The sequence below is a fragment of the Streptomyces poonensis genome, assembly GCF_014650915.1.
Lineage (GTDB): Bacteria > Actinomycetota > Actinomycetes > Streptomycetales > Streptomycetaceae > Streptomyces > Streptomyces poonensis.
In genome coordinates this window covers 130,052-146,927 of sequence record NZ_BMVW01000018.1, presented here as the reverse complement: position 1 = coordinate 146,927, position 16,876 = coordinate 130,052, and the positions used below count along the sequence as shown (strand labels likewise).

Annotated in this window: 17 protein-coding genes; 4 read left to right on the top strand and 13 right to left on the bottom strand. The window is 72.0% G+C overall.

Features of this window, described 5'->3' with window-relative positions; genetic code table 11:
- Positions 1-20: 20 nt before the first annotated feature.
- The 4 genes from IE242_RS32050 to IE242_RS32035 form a co-directional block, all read right to left on the bottom strand.
- Positions 21-1,058: an NUDIX hydrolase gene (locus tag IE242_RS32050; protein WP_189865619.1), complete on the bottom strand. Its 1,038-nt coding sequence runs from the start codon at positions 1,056-1,058 to the stop codon at positions 21-23.
- Positions 1,059-1,241: 183 nt separating this feature from the next.
- Entirely contained in the window at positions 1,242-1,505 is a 264-nt protein-coding gene (locus IE242_RS32045; RefSeq protein WP_189865617.1) for a hypothetical protein, read from the bottom strand.
- A gap of 30 nt (positions 1,506-1,535) precedes the next feature.
- Complete coding sequence (locus IE242_RS32040; RefSeq protein ID WP_189865615.1) at positions 1,536-2,000, bottom strand: hypothetical protein; 465 nt, start codon at positions 1,998-2,000, stop codon at positions 1,536-1,538.
- A 491-nt stretch (positions 2,001-2,491) separates the two neighbouring features.
- Entirely contained in the window at positions 2,492-3,439 is a 948-nt protein-coding gene (locus tag IE242_RS32035) for an ROK family protein (protein ID WP_189865613.1), read from the bottom strand.
- Positions 3,440-3,712: 273 nt separating this feature from the next.
- Between IE242_RS32035 and IE242_RS32030 the strand changes: the two genes are divergently transcribed.
- Together IE242_RS32030 and IE242_RS32025 are read left to right on the top strand one after the other, a co-directional pair.
- On the top strand, positions 3,713-4,753 hold the full coding sequence (locus IE242_RS32030) for a LacI family DNA-binding transcriptional regulator (RefSeq protein WP_189865611.1): 1,041 nt from the start codon (positions 3,713-3,715) through the stop codon (positions 4,751-4,753).
- Between the two features lie 8 nt (positions 4,754-4,761).
- Positions 4,762-5,601, top strand: coding sequence for a hypothetical protein (locus IE242_RS32025; protein WP_189865609.1), 840 nt, complete (start codon positions 4,762-4,764; stop codon positions 5,599-5,601).
- Between the two features lie 7 nt (positions 5,602-5,608).
- On the opposite strand, the gene IE242_RS32020 is transcribed toward IE242_RS32025, so the two are convergent.
- Positions 5,609-6,919, bottom strand: coding sequence for a DUF6986 family protein (locus IE242_RS32020; protein WP_189865607.1), 1,311 nt, complete (start codon positions 6,917-6,919; stop codon positions 5,609-5,611).
- 230 nt (positions 6,920-7,149) lie between these two features.
- On the opposite strand from IE242_RS32020, the gene IE242_RS32015 reads away from it, so the two are divergent.
- Positions 7,150-8,064: an endonuclease/exonuclease/phosphatase family protein gene (locus tag IE242_RS32015; RefSeq protein WP_189865605.1), complete on the top strand. Its 915-nt coding sequence runs from the start codon at positions 7,150-7,152 to the stop codon at positions 8,062-8,064.
- Between the two features lie 75 nt (positions 8,065-8,139).
- On the opposite strand, the gene IE242_RS32010 is transcribed toward IE242_RS32015, so the two are convergent.
- The 4 genes from IE242_RS32010 to IE242_RS31995 all read right to left on the bottom strand — a co-directional run bounded on the left by IE242_RS32010 (position 8,140) and on the right by IE242_RS31995 (position 11,392).
- Positions 8,140-9,102: an electron transfer flavoprotein subunit alpha/FixB family protein gene (locus IE242_RS32010; protein WP_189865603.1), complete on the bottom strand. Its 963-nt coding sequence runs from the start codon at positions 9,100-9,102 to the stop codon at positions 8,140-8,142.
- A 56-nt stretch (positions 9,103-9,158) separates the two neighbouring features.
- The gene (locus tag IE242_RS32005; protein ID WP_189865601.1) at positions 9,159-9,944 is read right to left on the bottom strand and encodes an electron transfer flavoprotein subunit beta/FixA family protein; all 786 of its coding nucleotides are present in this window, start codon (positions 9,942-9,944) and stop codon (positions 9,159-9,161) included.
- Positions 9,945-10,185: 241 nt separating this feature from the next.
- Positions 10,186-10,722, bottom strand: coding sequence for a flavin reductase family protein (locus IE242_RS32000; protein WP_189865599.1), 537 nt, complete (start codon positions 10,720-10,722; stop codon positions 10,186-10,188).
- 334 nt (positions 10,723-11,056) lie between these two features.
- Positions 11,057-11,392, bottom strand: coding sequence for a TlpA family protein disulfide reductase (locus IE242_RS31995; RefSeq protein WP_373299635.1), 336 nt, complete (start codon positions 11,390-11,392; stop codon positions 11,057-11,059).
- Positions 11,393-11,730: 338 nt separating this feature from the next.
- On the opposite strand from IE242_RS31995, the gene IE242_RS31990 reads away from it, so the two are divergent.
- Positions 11,731-12,459: a lysophospholipid acyltransferase family protein gene (locus tag IE242_RS31990; protein ID WP_189865597.1), complete on the top strand. Its 729-nt coding sequence runs from the start codon at positions 11,731-11,733 to the stop codon at positions 12,457-12,459.
- Between the two features lie 15 nt (positions 12,460-12,474).
- Here the strand turns inward: IE242_RS31990 and IE242_RS31985 are convergent, their stop codons facing one another.
- The 4 genes from IE242_RS31985 to IE242_RS31970 all read right to left on the bottom strand — a co-directional run bounded on the left by IE242_RS31985 (position 12,475) and on the right by IE242_RS31970 (position 16,440).
- Positions 12,475-13,068 (bottom strand): transglutaminase domain-containing protein, encoded by a 594-nt coding sequence (locus IE242_RS31985; protein WP_189865595.1) that lies wholly within the window; start codon positions 13,066-13,068, stop codon positions 12,475-12,477.
- Positions 13,069-13,166: 98 nt separating this feature from the next.
- Positions 13,167-14,237 (bottom strand): threonine aldolase family protein, encoded by a 1,071-nt coding sequence (locus tag IE242_RS31980; RefSeq protein ID WP_189865594.1) that lies wholly within the window; start codon positions 14,235-14,237, stop codon positions 13,167-13,169.
- A complete protein-coding gene (locus tag IE242_RS31975; RefSeq protein ID WP_229859722.1) occupies positions 14,234-14,998 on the bottom strand; it encodes an SDR family NAD(P)-dependent oxidoreductase in 765 nt (254 codons plus the stop codon). Before IE242_RS31975 ends, IE242_RS31980 begins: the two co-directional genes overlap by 4 nt.
- A gap of 44 nt (positions 14,999-15,042) precedes the next feature.
- The gene (locus IE242_RS31970) at positions 15,043-16,440 is read right to left on the bottom strand and encodes a DUF6421 family protein (protein ID WP_189865590.1); all 1,398 of its coding nucleotides are present in this window, start codon (positions 16,438-16,440) and stop codon (positions 15,043-15,045) included.
- Positions 16,441-16,876: the final 436 nt, after the last annotated feature.

The window sequence follows — 16,876 nt, the reverse complement described above, 5'->3', positions numbered from 1 at the left end:
ACCCCGCTATCCGGCACCCGCTACACCGGTACCCCCGCCTCCAGGTACAGCGCCGCTCCCCGCTCGCGCGCCCGGAGGGCCCACCGCAGCCGTTCGTAGCGCACGGGGGGCAGCAGGTCGGCGGCCTCCTCCTCGGTGACGAAGCGCCACTCGCGCAGTTCGGGGCCGGGCAGGACGGGTCGCTGGTGGCGGGTGCTGTCGAGGCGTCCGCCGTCGTACAGCAGGCGCAGTCCGCCGTACCCGGGGGGTCTGGGTGCCTCCCAGTCCACGACCAGCAGGCGGGGGACGTCGTCGAGGCGTATGCCGGTCTCCTCGGTGACCTCTCGCATGCCCGCGCGCGCGGGGGGTTCACCGGGTTCGACGACCCCGCCGGGGAACTCCCAGCCGGCCTTGTAGGTGGGGTCGACGAGCAGCACACGGTCCTGCTCGTCGAAGAGCAGCACCCCCGCGGCGAGGGTCTCCGCCGTGGGTTCGGGAGTCTGCACGATGTCGCACACGGGCAGGTCCCCGGTGCGTACCGCCTCGGCGATGCGCCGCGCGGTCTCGTACGGCGTGTGGAAGCTGGTGTCGACGACGTGGGCGTCGGCGGTCAGCCAGGAGGCGAGCGCCACGTGGTAGGGCTCGATGTGGTCGTACGACCACTGACGGATTCTCATCTCGCCGTCGGGGAGGTCGGGCGGGACCTCCCGGCCGGCTATTCGTTCCCGCAGTATCGTTTCGGCTGGGGCGAGGAGCACATGCCGTACGGGAATCCGGCGGGCGGCGAGACCGCCGAAGATCTCGTCGCGGTACTCCTGGCGCAGCAGGGTCATGGGGACCACGAGGGTCCCGCCGAGCTCCGCGAGCATGGCGGCGGCCGTGTCCACCACGAGCCGTCGCCAACTCGGCAGGTCCTGGAAGTCGCCGACCTCGGCGAGGCGTTTGGCCGGCAGCAGATGTGTGAGTGCGCCGCCGATGACCTCGGGGTCGAAGAGCGTGCTGTTCGGGATCAGTTCGATCAGTTCCCGCGCGGTGGTGGACTTCCCCGCACCGAACGCACCGTTGATCCAGACGATCACGGTTCCCCCTCTTCTGTTGGCCTTCTGAGGCTTGCCCGCTCCACCCCGGGACGGAAACCAGCCGCTGATGAGGCAACAGACACACGGCGCCGGGTTTCCCGCCGCTCGCGACGGGGGACCCGGCGCCGCCCACGGGACGTCGGCCGCCCGGGGCCACGGCGTCAGCCGCTCGGGGCCGCGACGTCAGCCGCTCAGGCCACCCATACCGCTCTGACCGCTCCGGCCGTCCGCTCCGGTCCGGCCCGCCTTGCCTCCCAGGGACGACTCATCGACGGCGAAACTGTCACTGGCGACCGTCTTGTCGAGGCCGGCGAGATCACTGAGGGTGTCGTCGACGTCCAGTTTGACCAGCGATTCCAGGGGCTCCGCGCCGTGCGACGGGGTGACGGCCGCGACGACGAACCCGGTGGCCAGGGAGGCGATGGCGAGCATGCTGCGCTTCTTCATGCCCGGTTCAACTGCGGAAATCGCCCGGGGTCACGCGAATCGGGGCGATTCGGCCCCCCGGCGGACCGCTGAGAGCAGGTTCCGCACACCGTACGCGTGCCCTCCCGTCCTGATGACGAACCACCGGTAGAGGGCACCGAACGCTCCGGGAAAGACAGCCCGGGTCTCGGCCCGCACCCGTGAACGCCCCGCCCCGTCCGGTTCGACACGGAAGACGAAGGCGTACGTGGAGAAACGGTGCCGCCCCTCGAGGACCAGCTTCCGCTCCGGGAGGGCCTCCGTCACCCGGAACCCTGGCAATGTCGACCCCTCGGCGAGGGGGCGCGGCCCGGTCGCCGCGACCTCGGCGCATCCGACCAGCCGGGCGTAACCCGCCGCACCGGTCCGTGAGAAGGACTGCTCCAGCGCCTCGGCCAGCCCGCGCCAGGCGTCACCGGCTCCGGCCGCCACCAGCGTGACGTGCTCGTCCACATACGGCAGCGCGGCACCCGACATGAAGCCTCCCGTGAACTCACCCCGGTCTCGGTGGGACCAGGGTAGGACCACGACCCGACAGCCCGTCGTCCACCCCGCGGCTCCGGACCGCCGGTGCCCCGGACCGCCGCGGGCCCGGACCGCCGGTGCCCCGGTCCGTACATGCCCCGGGGCACGTACCTGACCCAGGGCCGTACCTGACCCAGAGCCAGCCGTACCTGACCCAGAGCGGCCCCGCAGCGAGCGGGGCCACGCCCTGCACCCGGGCGCCGGAAGCGGTGTCCCTCCTCGCCGTGACGCCGGGTTCCCGGATCGGCGGCGCGATGCCGCGCGTCACCACACCCACCGGTGCCACCGGCCCCGCGCGAACCCCAGCGCACCGGTCCCGGGGCGTGCGGTCCGCCGTCCGCCCTGCCGGCCCGGGCGACGCGGCGCGTTCCGACGCCACCGGGACGCCGGCCTTCCGGTCACGCCACCGGGACACCGCCCTCCCGGACACGCCACCCTCCCGGTCACACCGCCGGGACGCCGGCCTTCCGGGTCAGTGCCGCGGCGGCCGCGCCGACCAGGCCCGCGTCGGTGCCCATCTGCGCGGGTACCACAGTCAGTTGCTGCACGAAGGACAGGGTGGCGTAGTCCTTCAGGGCGGTGCGCAGCGGGGCGAAGAGGACGTCGCCCGCCTTGGCCACGCCGCCGCCGACGACCGCTATGTCCGGCTCGACGAGGGTCGCGGTCGCCGCGATGCCCGCCGCGAGCGCCTGCGCGGCCCGCTCGAAGGAGGCCAGCGCCACGAGGTCGCCGGCCCGCGCGGCGGCGGCCACGGCGGCGGCCGAGGTGTCGCCGTCGGGGCCGGGCCGCCAGCCGCCCTCCAGGGCGCGGCGCGCGATGTTGGGACCGCTCGCGATGCGCTCCACGCAGCCGCGGGACCCGCACGGGCACAGGTCGCCGTCGAGGTCCACGGAGATGTGACCGATGTGCCCTGCGTTGCCGGTGGGGCCTGGGTGCAGCCGCCCGTTCAGGACCAGTCCGCCGCCGACGCCTGTGGAGACGACCATGCAGAGCGCGTTGTCGTGACCGCGGGCCGCCCCCTGCCAGTGCTCGGCGGCGGTGATGGCCACGCCGTCGCCGATCAGTTCGACGGGCAGCCCGCCGGTGACCGCACGGACCCGGGCGACCAGCGGAAAGCCCCGCCAGCCGGGCACGTTGACCGGGCTCACCGTACCGGCCACGGCGTCCACCGGCCCCGCGCTGCCGATGCCGACGGCCCGCGCCCCGTCCCACAGCGGGGAGGCGGCCAGCTCGCCGAGCACCTCCTCGACGGCCCGCATCACGGTCTCGCCGTCCTCCTGCGCGGGCGTCGCGCGCTGGGCGCGCACCAGGATCCGGCCCTGGCCGTCCACCAGGGCTCCGGCGATCTTGGTGCCGCCGATGTCGAGCGCGGCCACGAGGTCGGTGTGCATGAGTGTCAGTTCTCCCACTGCTGTGGCGTCCCTGGGACAGCCCCAGGGAGGTACCGGGTTCCCCGGCCGGAAGGGGGGCAGTTCGAACGCGCCCCGGAATCAGGCGTGGACCGGAGAAGGCGGTGGACAGTCTCCCCCGCCCGTGACAACGTTGTCCAGGCTCTATGCTCGACGCCACATCGTCATACGACCTCACGGATCGGCGCACCCCCTGGGCAGCGGAACCGTGGACAGCAGAAGCTCGACCGTGGCAACAGAACAGGACCTCGCATCGTGCCCGAGACCGCCCGCCGGCCCGAGAGCCACCGTTACGGCAACCGTCCGACGATGAAAGACGTAGCCGCGCGCGCGGGAGTCGGTCTCAAGACGGTCTCCCGCGTCGTCAACGGCGAGCCCGGGGTCACCGCGGACACCGAGCGCCGGGTACAGGAGGCGATCGAGGCACTGGGCTTCCGCCGCAACGACAGCGCGCGGGTGCTCCGCAAGGGCCGCACGGCGAGCATGGGCCTGGTGCTGGAGGACCTCGCGGACCCGTTCTACGGCCCGCTCAGCCGTGCGGTGGAGGAGGTGGCCCGCGCCCACGGCACCCTGCTGTTCAACGGCTCCAGCGCGGAGGACCCGGAGCGCGAGCAGGAGCTGGCGCTGGCGCTGTGCGCCCGCCGGGTGGACGGGCTGGTGATCATTCCGGCCGGTGACGACCACCGCTATCTGGAGCCGGAGATCAGGGCGGGCGTCGCCACGGTGTTCGTGGACCGCCCGGCCGGGCGGATCGACGCCGACGTGGTGCTGTCGGACAACCACGGCGGCGCCCGCGCGGGCGTCGCCCATCTGATCGCGCACGGCCACCGCCGCATCGGCTTCATCGGCGACATGCCCCGGATCCACACCGCCGCCGAGCGCCTGCGCGGCTACCGGACGGCCATGGAGGACGCGGGCATACCCGTGGCGCCGTCCTGGACGTCGCTGGGCGTCACCGACCCGGAGCGGGTGCGCCGCGCCGCCGAGGAGATGCTCTCGGGTCCCGAGCCCGTCACCGCGATCTTCGCGGGCAACAACCGGGTGACGATCACGGTCGTCCGGGTGCTCGCCGAGCTCTCCCGCCCGGTCGCCCTCGTCGGCTTCGACGACTTCGAGCTGGCCGATCTGCTGCGTCCCGGCGTCACGGTCGTCGCCCAGGACGCCGCTCTGCTCGGCCGCACGGCTGCCGACCGCCTCTTCCGCCGGCTCGACGGCAGCCTCGTCGCCCCCGAGCGCATCGAGCTGCCGACCCGCCTGATCACCCGTGGCTCGGGCGAGCTGCCGCCCGCCGGCTGAGCCGCCCGATGCACGGACCCGGACGCACGCTGAAGGAGCTCGGTCTCGCCGTGGCCCCGCGCGCGGAACCTCTTGCCTATCCGGGCGCGTGGCCCGCGGAGTCCGGCCTCCTCGACGGGGACCGGCTGCTGCCTCCGGCGCGGGACCGGCGGGCGTACGAGGGCCGCGTCCCCGTCCTCGCCGTGGGCTCCAACGCCTGTCCGGGCCAGCTGCGCGACAAGCTGGACGAGTTCGGCATCCGTTCTCCCGTCCCCATGGTCAGGGCGCGGGTCACCGGCGTCGACATCGGGGTGTCGGCCCATGTGAGCCTGATGGGCTATGTGTCCGCCGCGCCGTTCGACTCCCCCGGCACCGTGCGGGAGTTGTTCGTGCTCTGGCTCGACGCCGAGCAGCTCTCGGTCGTCGACGCGAGCGAGGGCGTCATGCGGCCGTCCGGCGCGTACGACCGTGTCTGGCTGCCCGGCTGCGACGTGCGGATCGAACCGGAGGCGGGGCCGTCCCTCCACGGCGCCCACGCCTACGTCAACCGGCACGGGGTGCTGCACGACGGCACGGGCGCGCCGCGGCACCATCCCGGCGAGCGTCGGCTGCTGGCCGAGCTCCTGGCCGGCTCGCCGCGGCTGCGGGAGCTGTTCGGCCGGACGCCCGAGGAGTTCTCGGCCCGCGCCCGGTTCGACAGGGGCCTGTGCGACAAGGGCACCCGTGTCTTCGCCGAGGAGGGGATGGCCGTCGCCTCCGGTCTGGAGCGGTACGTGGGCGCGGCCCGCACCGCGGGCGACGTGCGGGCCGGGCGTCCGGGCGCCGGCCCGCCGCCGGCGCCTTCCTCGGCGCGGCCGCCCGGCCGGTGAGCGGCGGTCAGCCGCCCGAGACGGTCAGGTCCCCGCGGCGCGGCGCCGCGAATCCCTCCAGATCGGTCCGCGTGAGGCCGCCGGCCGCCTTCGCCACCTCGTCCGCGTCCAGGGCCCCGCAGTCCAGGCCCCGCAGCAGATAGCCGCTGAGGGCCTTGGCCGTCGCGGGCTCGTCCATCACGTCCCCGCCGGCCCGGTTCGCGTACCGGGCGAGGCGCGCCGCGGCCTGCTCGTACCCCTCGCGGTAGAAGGCGAACACGGCCGTGTACCGGGTCGGGAGGTGGCCGGGGTGCATGTCCCAGCCCTGGTAGTAGGCGCGGGCCAGGGCGCGGCGGGTGAGTCCGTAGTGCAGCCGCCAGGCGTCGTGGACCTGCTCGGTCGGGCCGACCGGCAGGACGTTGGTGGAGCCGTCCGAGACGCGTACGCCGGTGCCCGCGGCCGCGACCTGCATGATCGCCTTGGCGTGGTCGGCGGCCGGGTGGTCGCTGGCCTGGTACGCGGCGGAGACGCCGAGGCAGGCGCTGTAGTCGAAGGTGCCGTAGTGCAGTCCGGTGGCGCGGCCCTCGGCGGCCTGGATCATCCGGGCCACGGTCGCGGTGCCGTCGGCGGCGAGGATGGACTGGCTGGTCTCGATCTGGATCTCGAACCCGATCCGTCCGGGCTCGAGGCCGCGCGCCTTCTCGAAGGCCTCCAGCAGCCGCACCATGGCGGTGACCTGCTCGGCGTACGTCACCTTGGGGAGGGTGAGCACGAGCCCCTCGGGCAGTCCGCCGGCCTCCATCAGACCGCTGAGGAAGACGTCGAGCGTACGGATGCCCCGGTCACGGACCGCCGCCTCCATGCACTTCATGCGGATGCCCATGTACGGGGCGGCCGTCCTGTCCGCATACGCGCGCGCGACGAGCCGGGCCGCCCGGGCCGCCGCCTCGTCCTCCTCGGCGTCGGGGCGGGGGCCGTAGCCGTCCTCGAAGTCGACGCGCAGGTCCTCGATCGGTTCGCGCTCCAGCTTGGCGCGGACGCGGTCGTACACCTGGTCGGCGAGACGGTCGGCGAGACCCAGCGCGGATGCCAGGGAGGCGGGGTCGGGGGCGTGTTCGTCGAGCGCGGCGAGGGCCTTCTCGCCCCAGGAGCGGAGGGTGTCGGCGGCGAAGACGTCGCCCGGGACGTAGACGGTGTGGACGGGCTGGCGGGTGCCGGGGTCCCCGGGGTAGCGGCGGCCCAGCTCCGCGTCGACCGGGGCGAGGGATGCGCTGATCTCCTCGCTGACGGCACCCGCGAGACTCGTCGTCACCTTCTCCTGACGGTGGCCCTGCCCCATCCCACGCCCTCCTATTTTCCGCTTTACGGAATCAACAATCCGCAGAACGAAGTTATCGGTCGCCCTTCCCACCGGTCAACACCGTCTTGCCCATGGTCCACTTCGCCCTCTCGGCATGTTCACGTCCACCTGGCAGCGTTTCCCCGAAGTACGCATGACGAAGGAACCGCGCACGGCGAAGCAGGCACGACTCGCCCGGAAGCCCGCAGCGAAGACCCGAAGGAGCCTTTGTGCCGAACCACAGCCGCGTCACCCGCCGCCTGGGCCTGAAGACCGCGCTGGCCACCGCGGCCGCCCTGCCGCTGGCCGGCCCCGCACTGTCCGCCTCCCCCGCCTCGGCCGCCACGCGGGAGCTCCACGGCAGCCGCCGGCTGGAGGTCATGTCGTTCAACCTGCGCTACGCGGGCACCGCCGAGCCCAACAGCTGGGCCGTCCGCAGACCGGTGATGCGGGAGCTGCTGCGCCGTGAACGCCCGCACGTCATCGGCACCCAGGAGGGCCTCTACCAGCAGGTGCGCGACATCGAGTCCGACCTCGGCCCGCACCACGACTGGATCGGCACCGGACGCGCGGGCGGCAGCCGCGACGAGTTCATGGCGGTCCTCTACGACACCCGCCGGCTGGCCCCGCTGGAGTACGACCACTTCTGGCTCTCCGACACCCCGGACGCCATCGGCTCCAACACCTGGGGCGGCGGTTCGATCCGCATGGTCACCTGGGTCCGCTTCCGCGATCTGCGCGACGGCGGCCGGGAGTTCTACTTCCTGAACACCCACCTCGACAACGCCAGCCAGAACGCACGCGCGCGTGCCGCCGCGCTGATCGCCGAAAGGGTTGCCCGGCTCGACCCGTCGCTGCCGCTGGTGGTCACCGGTGACTTCAACGTCGCCTCCCACAAGAACCCGGTGTACGACACGATGCTCGGCGCCGGTCTCACCGACACCTGGGACGAGGCCGCCGAGCGCGGCGCCCTGTACGCCACGTTCCACGGCTACCGGCCGCTGACGCCCGACGGCGACCGCATCGACTGGATCCTGGTCACGCCGGGCGTCACGGTGCACCGGGCGGCGATCAACACCTTCTCCCGCGACGGGCAGTTCCCGAGCGACCACCTGCCGGTGCAGGCGTCGGTCACCCTGGGCTGACACGGCCGAGGCCCCCGCGACCGTACGGCGTGTGCGCCGGTCGCGGGGGCCTCGGTGTGCGGTCCGGGGCGGGACTCAGCCCTTGCGGGCCTTGATCTCCTCGGTCAGCTGCGGGACGACGTCGAAGAGGTCGCCGACCACGCCGTAGTCGACCAGCTCGAAGATCGGGGCCTCGGCGTCCTTGTTGACCGCCACGATCGTCTTCGAGGTCTGCATACCGGCGCGGTGCTGGATCGCGCCCGAGATGCCGGAGGCGATGTACAGCTGCGGGGAGACCGACTTGCCGGTCTGGCCGACCTGGTTGGTGTGCGGGTACCAGCCCGCGTCCACCGCGGCACGCGAGGCGCCGACGGCCGCGCCGAGGGAGTCTGCGAGGGCCTCGATGATCGCGAAGTTCTCGGCGCCGTTGACACCGCGGCCGCCGGAGACCACGATCGCGGCCTCGGTCAGCTCCGGGCGGCCCGTCGACTCACGCGGCGTACGGCCGGTGACCTTGGTGCCGGTGGCCTGCTCGGAGAAGGTCACGGACAGCGCCTCGACCGCACCGGCGGCCGGCGCGGCCTCCACGGCGGCCGAGTTCGGCTTGACCGTGATGACCGGGGTGCCCTTGGAGACACGGGACTTGGTGGTGTACGAGGCGGCGAACACCGACTGCGTGGCCACCGGGCCCTCGTCGCCGGCCTCCAGGTCGACGGCGTCGGTGATGATGCCGGAGCCGAGGCGCAGCGCCAGGCGGGCCGCGATCTCCTTGCCCTCGGCGGAGGACGGCACCAGCACGGCGGCCGGGGACACGGCCTCGTGGGCGGCCTGCAGGGCGTCCACCTTCGGTACGACCAGGTAGTCGGCGTACTCGGCGGCGTCGTGCGTGAGGACCTTCACCGCGCCGTGCTCGGCGAGCGTGGCGGCGGTGTCGGCGGCGCCGTTGCCGAGGGCGACGGCGACCGGCTCGCCGATGCGGCGGGCCAGGGTCAGCAGCTCCAGGGTGGGCTTGCGGACGGCACCGTCCACGTGGTCGACGTAGACGAGGACTTCAGCCATGGGACTTCTTCTCTCCTGCTTGCGAAGGGTGCGGGGCGGTCAGCTGACTCGGGCCTTCAGATGAACTTCTGGCCCGCGAGGAACTCAGCGAGCTGCTTGCCGCCCTCGCCCTCGTCCTTGACGATCGTGCCGGCGGTGCGCGCCGGGCGCTCGGTCGCTGTGTCGACGACCGTGTAGGCGCCCTCCAGACCGACCTCCTCGGCCTCGAGGTCGAGGTCCGACAGGTCCCAGGACTCCACCGGCTTCTTCTTGGCCGCCATGATGCCCTTGAAGGACGGGTAGCGGGCCTCGCCCGACTGGTCGGTCACGGAGACCACGGCCGGGAGCTGCGCCTCGAGCTGCTCGGAGGCGGCGTCGCCGTCGCGGCGGCCCTTGACCACACCGTCCTCGACCGAGACCTCGGACAGCAGGGTGACCTGCGGCACGCCCAGGCGCTCGGCGAGCAGCGCGGGCACGACACCCATCACGCCGTCGGTGGACGCCATACCGGAGATCACCAGGTCGTAACCGGCCTTCTCGATCGCCTTGGCCAGCACCAGGGAGGTGCCGATGGCGTCGGTGCCGTGCAGGTCGTCGTCCTCGACGTGGACGGCCTTGTCGGCACCCATGGACAGCGCCTTGCGGAGCGCGTCCTTGGCGTCCTCCGGGCCGACGGTCAGCACGGTGATCTCCGCGTCGTCGGCCTCCTCGGCGATCTGCAGGGCCTGCTCGACCGCGTACTCGTCGAGCTCCGAGAGCAGACCGTCCACGTCGTCACGGTCGACGGTCAGGTCATCGGCGAAGTGCCGGTCGCCAGTGGCGTCGGGCACGTACTTCACAGTGACAACGATCCTCAAGCTCACGCCGGCTCTCCTACTGCATCGTCATTTCCGGGCTGCCTTCCGGGCTGCCTTCCTGCAGGCAGCATAGGCGCCTGTGGCGGCCGGTCCCCTTCGGGGCGGCCCGCGCTCCGGGAGGAAATATTACTCGCCAGTACATCCATTGCCTGCCCGCTAAGCAAGCGCTTTGCACTGTGACCTTGACAACGCTGCGTAATCAGTCAGGCAGTCGGGCCGGGCAGCCGGATCCACCCCCGCGCGCGGGTCAGTCACGCAGTCCGTTGTAGCCGCCCTGGTGGTACAGCAGCGGGCGCCCCGCACCCGACGGATCCCCGTCGACCACCTCGGCGAGAACGATCCGGTGGTCCGCCGCCGGAACCCGCGCCACCACCCGGCAGACCAGCCAGGCGAGCACGTCGTCCAGGACCGGGACACCCTCCGGGCCGGTGTGCCACCGGGTGGGCTCCGCGAAGCGGTCGGCCCCGCTGCGGGCGAAGGTGGCGGCCAGCTCCCGCTGGTGCTCGCCGAGGAGGTGCACGCCCACGTAACCGGTCCGGGAGACCGTCGGCCAGCTGGAGCCGCCGGTGCTGACACCGAAGGAGACCAGCGGGGGCTCGGCGGAGACGGAGGCCAGCGACGTCGCGGTGAAGCCGACGGGGCCGGCCGGGCCGCGCGCGGTGATCACGGCGACCCCGGCCGCGTGCCGCCGGAAGACGGACCGCAGCAGATCACCGGAGGCGGGACGAGGGGCGGTGGGAGTGGTCGGGGTGCTGGAGGCGGTGAGGCCGGTGCTGGCCGTCATCGGGCTGCCCTTCTGCGGGAGGGGACGTACGTGGCCGGGGCTGTTCAACAGCCCGGACAGCGCGCGCTCGTCGTGCGGCCGAGATCCACATGGACGCGCGCGAAGAGAAGGGGGTCCCGGGGCATACGGTCAGGCTGACGATAGGTGAGGCATACAGTCAAGTGCGTCCCGGCAAGTGGGAGATGCGTCACCGGCCGTTTCTCATACGGGACCGGGTGCCGTACGGGGCCGACCGGATGCGATACGGAGCGGACCGCTCGGCGCACGCGGGTCGTCGCGGAGGGCGCCCTGGGAGGCATCACGAACGGCACCCCGGAAGTCGTCCCGGGGTCCGTCACGGGAGCCGGACCGCCTCGCCGAGGGCCGCGATCACGTCCACCTTGCGCGGCAGGCCCGCGGCGCGCCGCACGACGCGTCCGTCCGCGTCGAGGACGAGCACGGTCGGGGTCTTCTCGATGCCGAGTGCGCGGACCAGGCCGAGGTTGTCCTCGGCGTCGATCTCCACATGGGCGACGCCGGACACCATCCCGGCGACATCCGCCAGCACCCGCCGGGTCGCCCGGCAAGGGGCGCAGAACGCGCTGGAGAACTGGACGAGCGTGGCCCGTTCACCGAGGTCCTCCCCCAGTTCCGCCGCGCCGAGCCTGTCGTTCCCGTCGCGCCCGCCCACCCTGATCCCTCCCGTTCCGCCGCCGAGGCGGCACACTGCGACCCTGCGCTCCACTCGCTCCAGCGTTGCCACGCGCGCAGAGATTCCCGCAGGCCGCCGAGGGGGCTGCGGAATGTCCGGTCTCGTCCGGCGGACAACCGTACGCGAATAGTAAAGCCCGCTTAAAACCCCGAGGTGATCGGAGGGCGACGTGACGAGGATCTCGCCATTGTGGGGCACTGGGGCTGGTTGTCCGTCCGTTCCATGGGGCACCATCTGCGCTATGCCGTAAACCTACGGCTCCGTAACTTTTCCGCCGGGAGTCCCCTTCCAGGCAGAGAGAAGGGTCCACCTCGTCCATGGCCGAGTTTGTCTACCGTCCCGTCATCGGTCTCGCCCGCACAATGTTCAGGGCGTGGGACCTGAAGATCGACTGCAAGGGGTCGGAGAACATCCCGCGTTCGGGCGGCGCGGTGCTGGTGAGCAATCACATCAGCTACCTGGACTTCATCTTCAACGGCCTCGCCGCGCTGCCCCAGAAGCGGCTGGTGCGCTTCATGGCGAAGGAGTCGGTGTTCCGGCACAAGGTCGCCGGTCCGCTGATGCGCGGTATGAAGCACATCCCCGTGGACCGCTCCCAGGGCGAGGCCGCGTACGCGCACGCCCTGGACTCGCTGCGGTCCGGTGAGATCGTGGGCATCTTCCCCGAGGCCACGATCTCGCCCTCGTTCACCCTGAAGAGCTTCAAGTCGGGCGCCGCCCGGCTGGCCCAGGAGGCCGGTGTTCCGCTGGTCCCGATGGCGGTGTGGGGGACGCAGCGACTGTGGACCAAGGGCCACCCGCGCAACTTCAAGCGCAGCCACATCCCCGTCACCATACGGGTCGGTGAGGCGATCGAGGCGTCCAAGGACAAGTACGCGGGCGCGATCACACGCCAGTTGCGCGACCGCGTCCAGGAGCTGCTGGAGGCCGCGCAGCGTGCCTACCCCGTGCGCCCCAAGGGCCCGCACGACACCTGGTGGGTCCCGGCACATCTGGGCGGCACGGCTCCCACGCCGGAAGAGGTGCGGGCGGCCGAGGCGCGCTGACCGTGGTGGCCGACCTCAGAGGGCGGCGGGCAGCGTCTTCCAGAGGTACGGCCGGTCGGGAGCGGCCCGGAGGACGTCGAGTACGGCCGGGTGCGGAGTGGCATACAGGACGGGGTAGTCCCTCTCGTCCGAGCCGGGGTCGGGGGTGAAGGCGAGTCTCTCGCCTTCGAGGGAGAACCGCGCGTCCACACCCGGCTTGTTGCCGCGGGGGTCCTGCCGGTGCCAGGCGCCGTTGAACCGTACGGCGACCAGGCCGTGCACCGCGTACCCGTCGCCGTCGTCGTGCGCCAGCCGCTGGTAGCACAGCGCGGTCGGGATGTCCTCGGCCCTCAGCAGGGCGGCCAGGGCGTGGGCCTTGGCATAACAGATGCCGGTGCCCTGCTCCAGCACGTCGGAGGCGCGCCAGGTGACGCGAAGATCGCCGGAGTCCGCCGAGTGCGGGATGGCGTCACGCACGAACTCATAGGCCGCTCGCGCATAGCCATACGAGTCATCCACCTCCTCGGCGAGATATGCGGCCGTCCGCCGCACCTGCGGGTGATGGTGGTCGATGACCTCGTCAGCGGCTAGATAGGCGGAGAGGTCGGGCGTTTCCTGGGTCAGCTCCATGCCCGCAGAGCATAGGAATACGATCACCCGTCAGTCAATGACTTTTCAGATGACCGTATAACTATGCAGAGCGGGCCGCGACCCTCCGGTCCCCGGCGCTACCGCGCCATCTCCTCCTTCAGCGCCGCCACGAAGCCGTCCACGTCGTCCTCGGCCGTGTCGAAGGAGCACACCCAGCGGACATGGCCGGCGGCCTCGTCCCAGAAGTAGAAGCGGTACCGCTTCTGCAGCCGCTCCGCCACGTCGTGCGGCAGCCGGGCGAACACCGCGTTGGCCTGGACCGGGTACAGGATGTCCACGCCGTCCACGGCGCGCACGCCCTCGGCCAGGCGCTGGGCCATCTCGTTGGCGTGGCGGGCGTTGCGCAGCCACAGGTCCTTGGCGAACAGCGCCTCCAACTGCACCGACACGAAACGCATCTTGGATGCGAGCTGCATGGACAGCTTGCGCAGGTGCGTCATGCGGCGCACCGCGTCCTGGTTGATCACCACGACGGCCTCGCCGAACAGCGCGCCGTTCTTCGTCCCCCCGAGGGAGAGGATGTCGACGCCCACCGCGTTGGTGAACGTCCGCATCGGGACGTCCAGGGAGGCGGCCGCGTTGGCGATCCGGGAACCGTCCACGTGCACCCTCATGCCGTGCGCGTGGGCGTGCTCGCAGATCGCCCGTATCTCGTCCGGGGCGTAGAGGGTGCCCAGTTCGGTGCTCTGGGTGAGCGAGACGACCTGCGGCATCGCGCGGTGCTCGTCCTCGAAGCCCCAGGCCTGACGGTCGATCAGCTCGGGGGTGAGCTTGCCGTCGGGCGTGGGCACCGTGAGCAGTTTCAGGCCGCCCATGCGCTCGGGCGCGCCGCCCTCGTCGACGTTGATGTGCGCGCTCTCGGCGCAGATCACCGCGCCCCAGCGGTCGGTGACCGCCTGGAGCGCGAGGACGTTGGCGCCGGTGCCGTTGAAGACGGGGTACGCCTCGGCCGTGGCGCCGAAGTGGCTGCGGATGATCCGCTGGAGGTGCTCCGTGTAGGCGTCGCCGCCGTACGCCACCTCGTGCCCGCCGTTGGCCAGGGACAGGGCGGCGAGCACCTCGGGGTGGGCTCCCGCGTAGTTGTCGCTGGCGAAGCCGCGGACGCCGGGGTCGTGCCGGCGTCGCGCGTCGGTCTTCGGGGGGTTCACGGCTTCTCGGTCAGCCACAGACGGTTCCCGTTCACTTCGGCGGCGGGCCGCTCCCAGACACCGGCGACGGCCTCGGCGAGGTCGTCGACGTCCGTGAAGCCCGCGAACTTCGCGTTGGGGCGCTCGGCGCGCATCGCGTCGTGCACCAACGCCTTCACGACCAGGATCGCAGCCGCCGCCCTCGGTCCCTGCTCGCCCCCGGCCTTGCGGAAGGCGTCCGCCAGGGCGAGCGTCCACGCCTCGGCGGCGGCCTTCGCCGCCGAGTACGCCGCGTTGCCCGCCGTCGGCCTGCTCGCGCCCGCCGCGCTGATCAGCAGATAGCGGCCGCGGTCGCTGCGCAGCAGGGCGTCGTGGAAGGCGAGCGAGGTGTGCTGCACGGTACGGACGAGCAGCTTCTCCAGCAGGTCCCAGTCGGCGAGGTCGGTCTCCGCGAAGGTCGCGCTGCCGCGCCAGCCCCCGACCAGGTGGACGAGGCCGTCCACCCGCCCGAAGTCCGTCTCGATCCGGCCGGCCCAGTCGCGGGCCGACTTCAGGTCCAGCAGATCGACGGTGTCGCCGACGACCGTGGCGCCGCCGTGCGCGGAACGGGCCGCGTCCACGGCCTCGGCCAGCCGCTCGGGGTCGTTGTCCGAGCCGATGACGGTCGCCCCCGCCGCGGCGAGCCGCAGCAGCGCCGCGCGGCCCGCGGGACCGCCCGCACCGGCCACCGCGATCACCGCACCGCTCAGCGCGCCGTTCCCGTTTCCGTCCCTGTTTCCCATCCTGGCCTCCTGAGCAGTCCGAGCGGTCATGGCGCCGGTGGCGCTCACGCGGCGGCCCGCTCGGCGGCCTGCGCGGTGATGCCCTTGGTCTCCGCGATCACACGCTTGAGCTTCTTGGCGAGCGCCTCGTAGAACATGCTCAGCGGGAACTCGTCCGGAAGCACGTCGTCGACGAGCTTACGGGGCGGCAGTGACAGGTCGAGGGCGTCGGGGCCCTTGGCCCACTTGGAGCCCGGGTGGGGGGCGAGGTAGGTGGAGACCAGCTCGTACCCGGCGAACCAGTGGACGAGTTTCGGCCGGTCGATGCCGTCGCGGTAGAGCTTCTCGATCTCGGCGCAGAGCTGGTTGGTGATCTGCGGGGCGCGCTGCCAGTCGATGGAGAGCCTGTTGTCGGTCCAGCGGACGACGTCGTGTTTGTGCAGGTAGGCGAAGAGGAGCTGGCCGCCGAGACCGTCGTAGTTGCGGACGCGCTCGCCGGTGACCGGGAAGCGGAACATCCGGTCGAACAGCACCGCGTACTGGACGTCGCGGCCCTGCGGGACCCCGTCGTCCGCCAGCTTGACGGCCTCCTTGAACGCGGTGAGGTCGCAGCGCAGTTCCTCCAGGCCGTACATCCAGAACGGCTGCCGCTGCTTGATCATGAAGGGGTCGAAGGGCAGGTCGCCATGGCTGTGGGTGCGGTCGTGGACCATGTCCCACAGCACGAACGCCTGCTGGCAGCGCTCCTGGTCGGCGACCATCTCGCGGATGTCGTCGGGCAGTTCCAGGCCGAGGAGGTCCACGGCGGCCTCGGTCACGCGGCGGAAGCGGGCCGCCTCACGGTCGCAGAAGATGCCGCCCCAGGTGAAGCGCTCGGGGGCCTCGCGCACGGCGATGGTCTCGGGGAAGAGGACGGCCGAGTTGGTGTCGTAGCCGGCGGTGAAGTCCTCGAAGGTGATCCCGCAGAACAGGGGGTTGTCGTAGCGGGTGCGCTCCAGTTCGGCGAGCCAGTCCGGCCAGACCATGCGCAGGACGACCGCCTCGAGGTTGCGGTCCGGGTTGCCGTTCTGCGTGTACATCGGGAAGACGACGAGGTGCTGGAGGCCGTCCCGGCGGTCGGCGGCGGGCTGGAACGCCAGCAGGGAGTCGAGGAAGTCCGGCACCTGGAAACCCTCGTCGGCCCAGCGGTGCAGGTCCTTCACCAGCGCCCGGTGGTACGCGGCGTCGTGGGGCAGCAGCGGCGACAGCTCCTCGACCGCCCGGACGACACTCCGTACGGCCGACCCGGCGTCCTCGGGGTCCGGCGCGCCGTCGGCGCCGAAGTCGATGGAGCCGTCCCCGGACTGCCATGGCCGGATCCGCTCCACGGCATCCTTGAGCACGGGCCAAGCCGGGTGATCCACCACCCTGACCACGGGAGGAACCTGCTCCTCCGAACCCACTCGCGCAAGAATTTCCGTCATGACCCATCCTCCACGGGAGAACCTCTCGTGAGGACACCGTATGTAGGCCGAGATTGTTCCCGCAAGAGCAGTGGCGGGAAGTTGTCCTGCTCAACCTTGCGATCGCCGTAGATTTTCCTGCGATATCCCGCATCGATCAGAAGCCTCCCGCCACTTCTTCCATCGGTCCCGTCCCGGGTCCGTCGAGGTCGGCCGGGAACCGCGGCCGCCGTACTGGGCGAGGCGGCCGGAACCGGACGGTCAAACGCCTGCGGGACGCGCCCACCCAGGGGTGAGCCGATCTCCGCCGGCCGCCGGAGGGACCTTCCGCTCCCGGTGCCGTACGGCTCGTACACACCCCCGCGTCATCGGCTGCATCGCCAGTGGAGGACTACGCTGCGGCCTTGCCGCGTGGAGCCGTCCCCTCCGCCCACGCGCCACCGAGCCGCCGCAGACG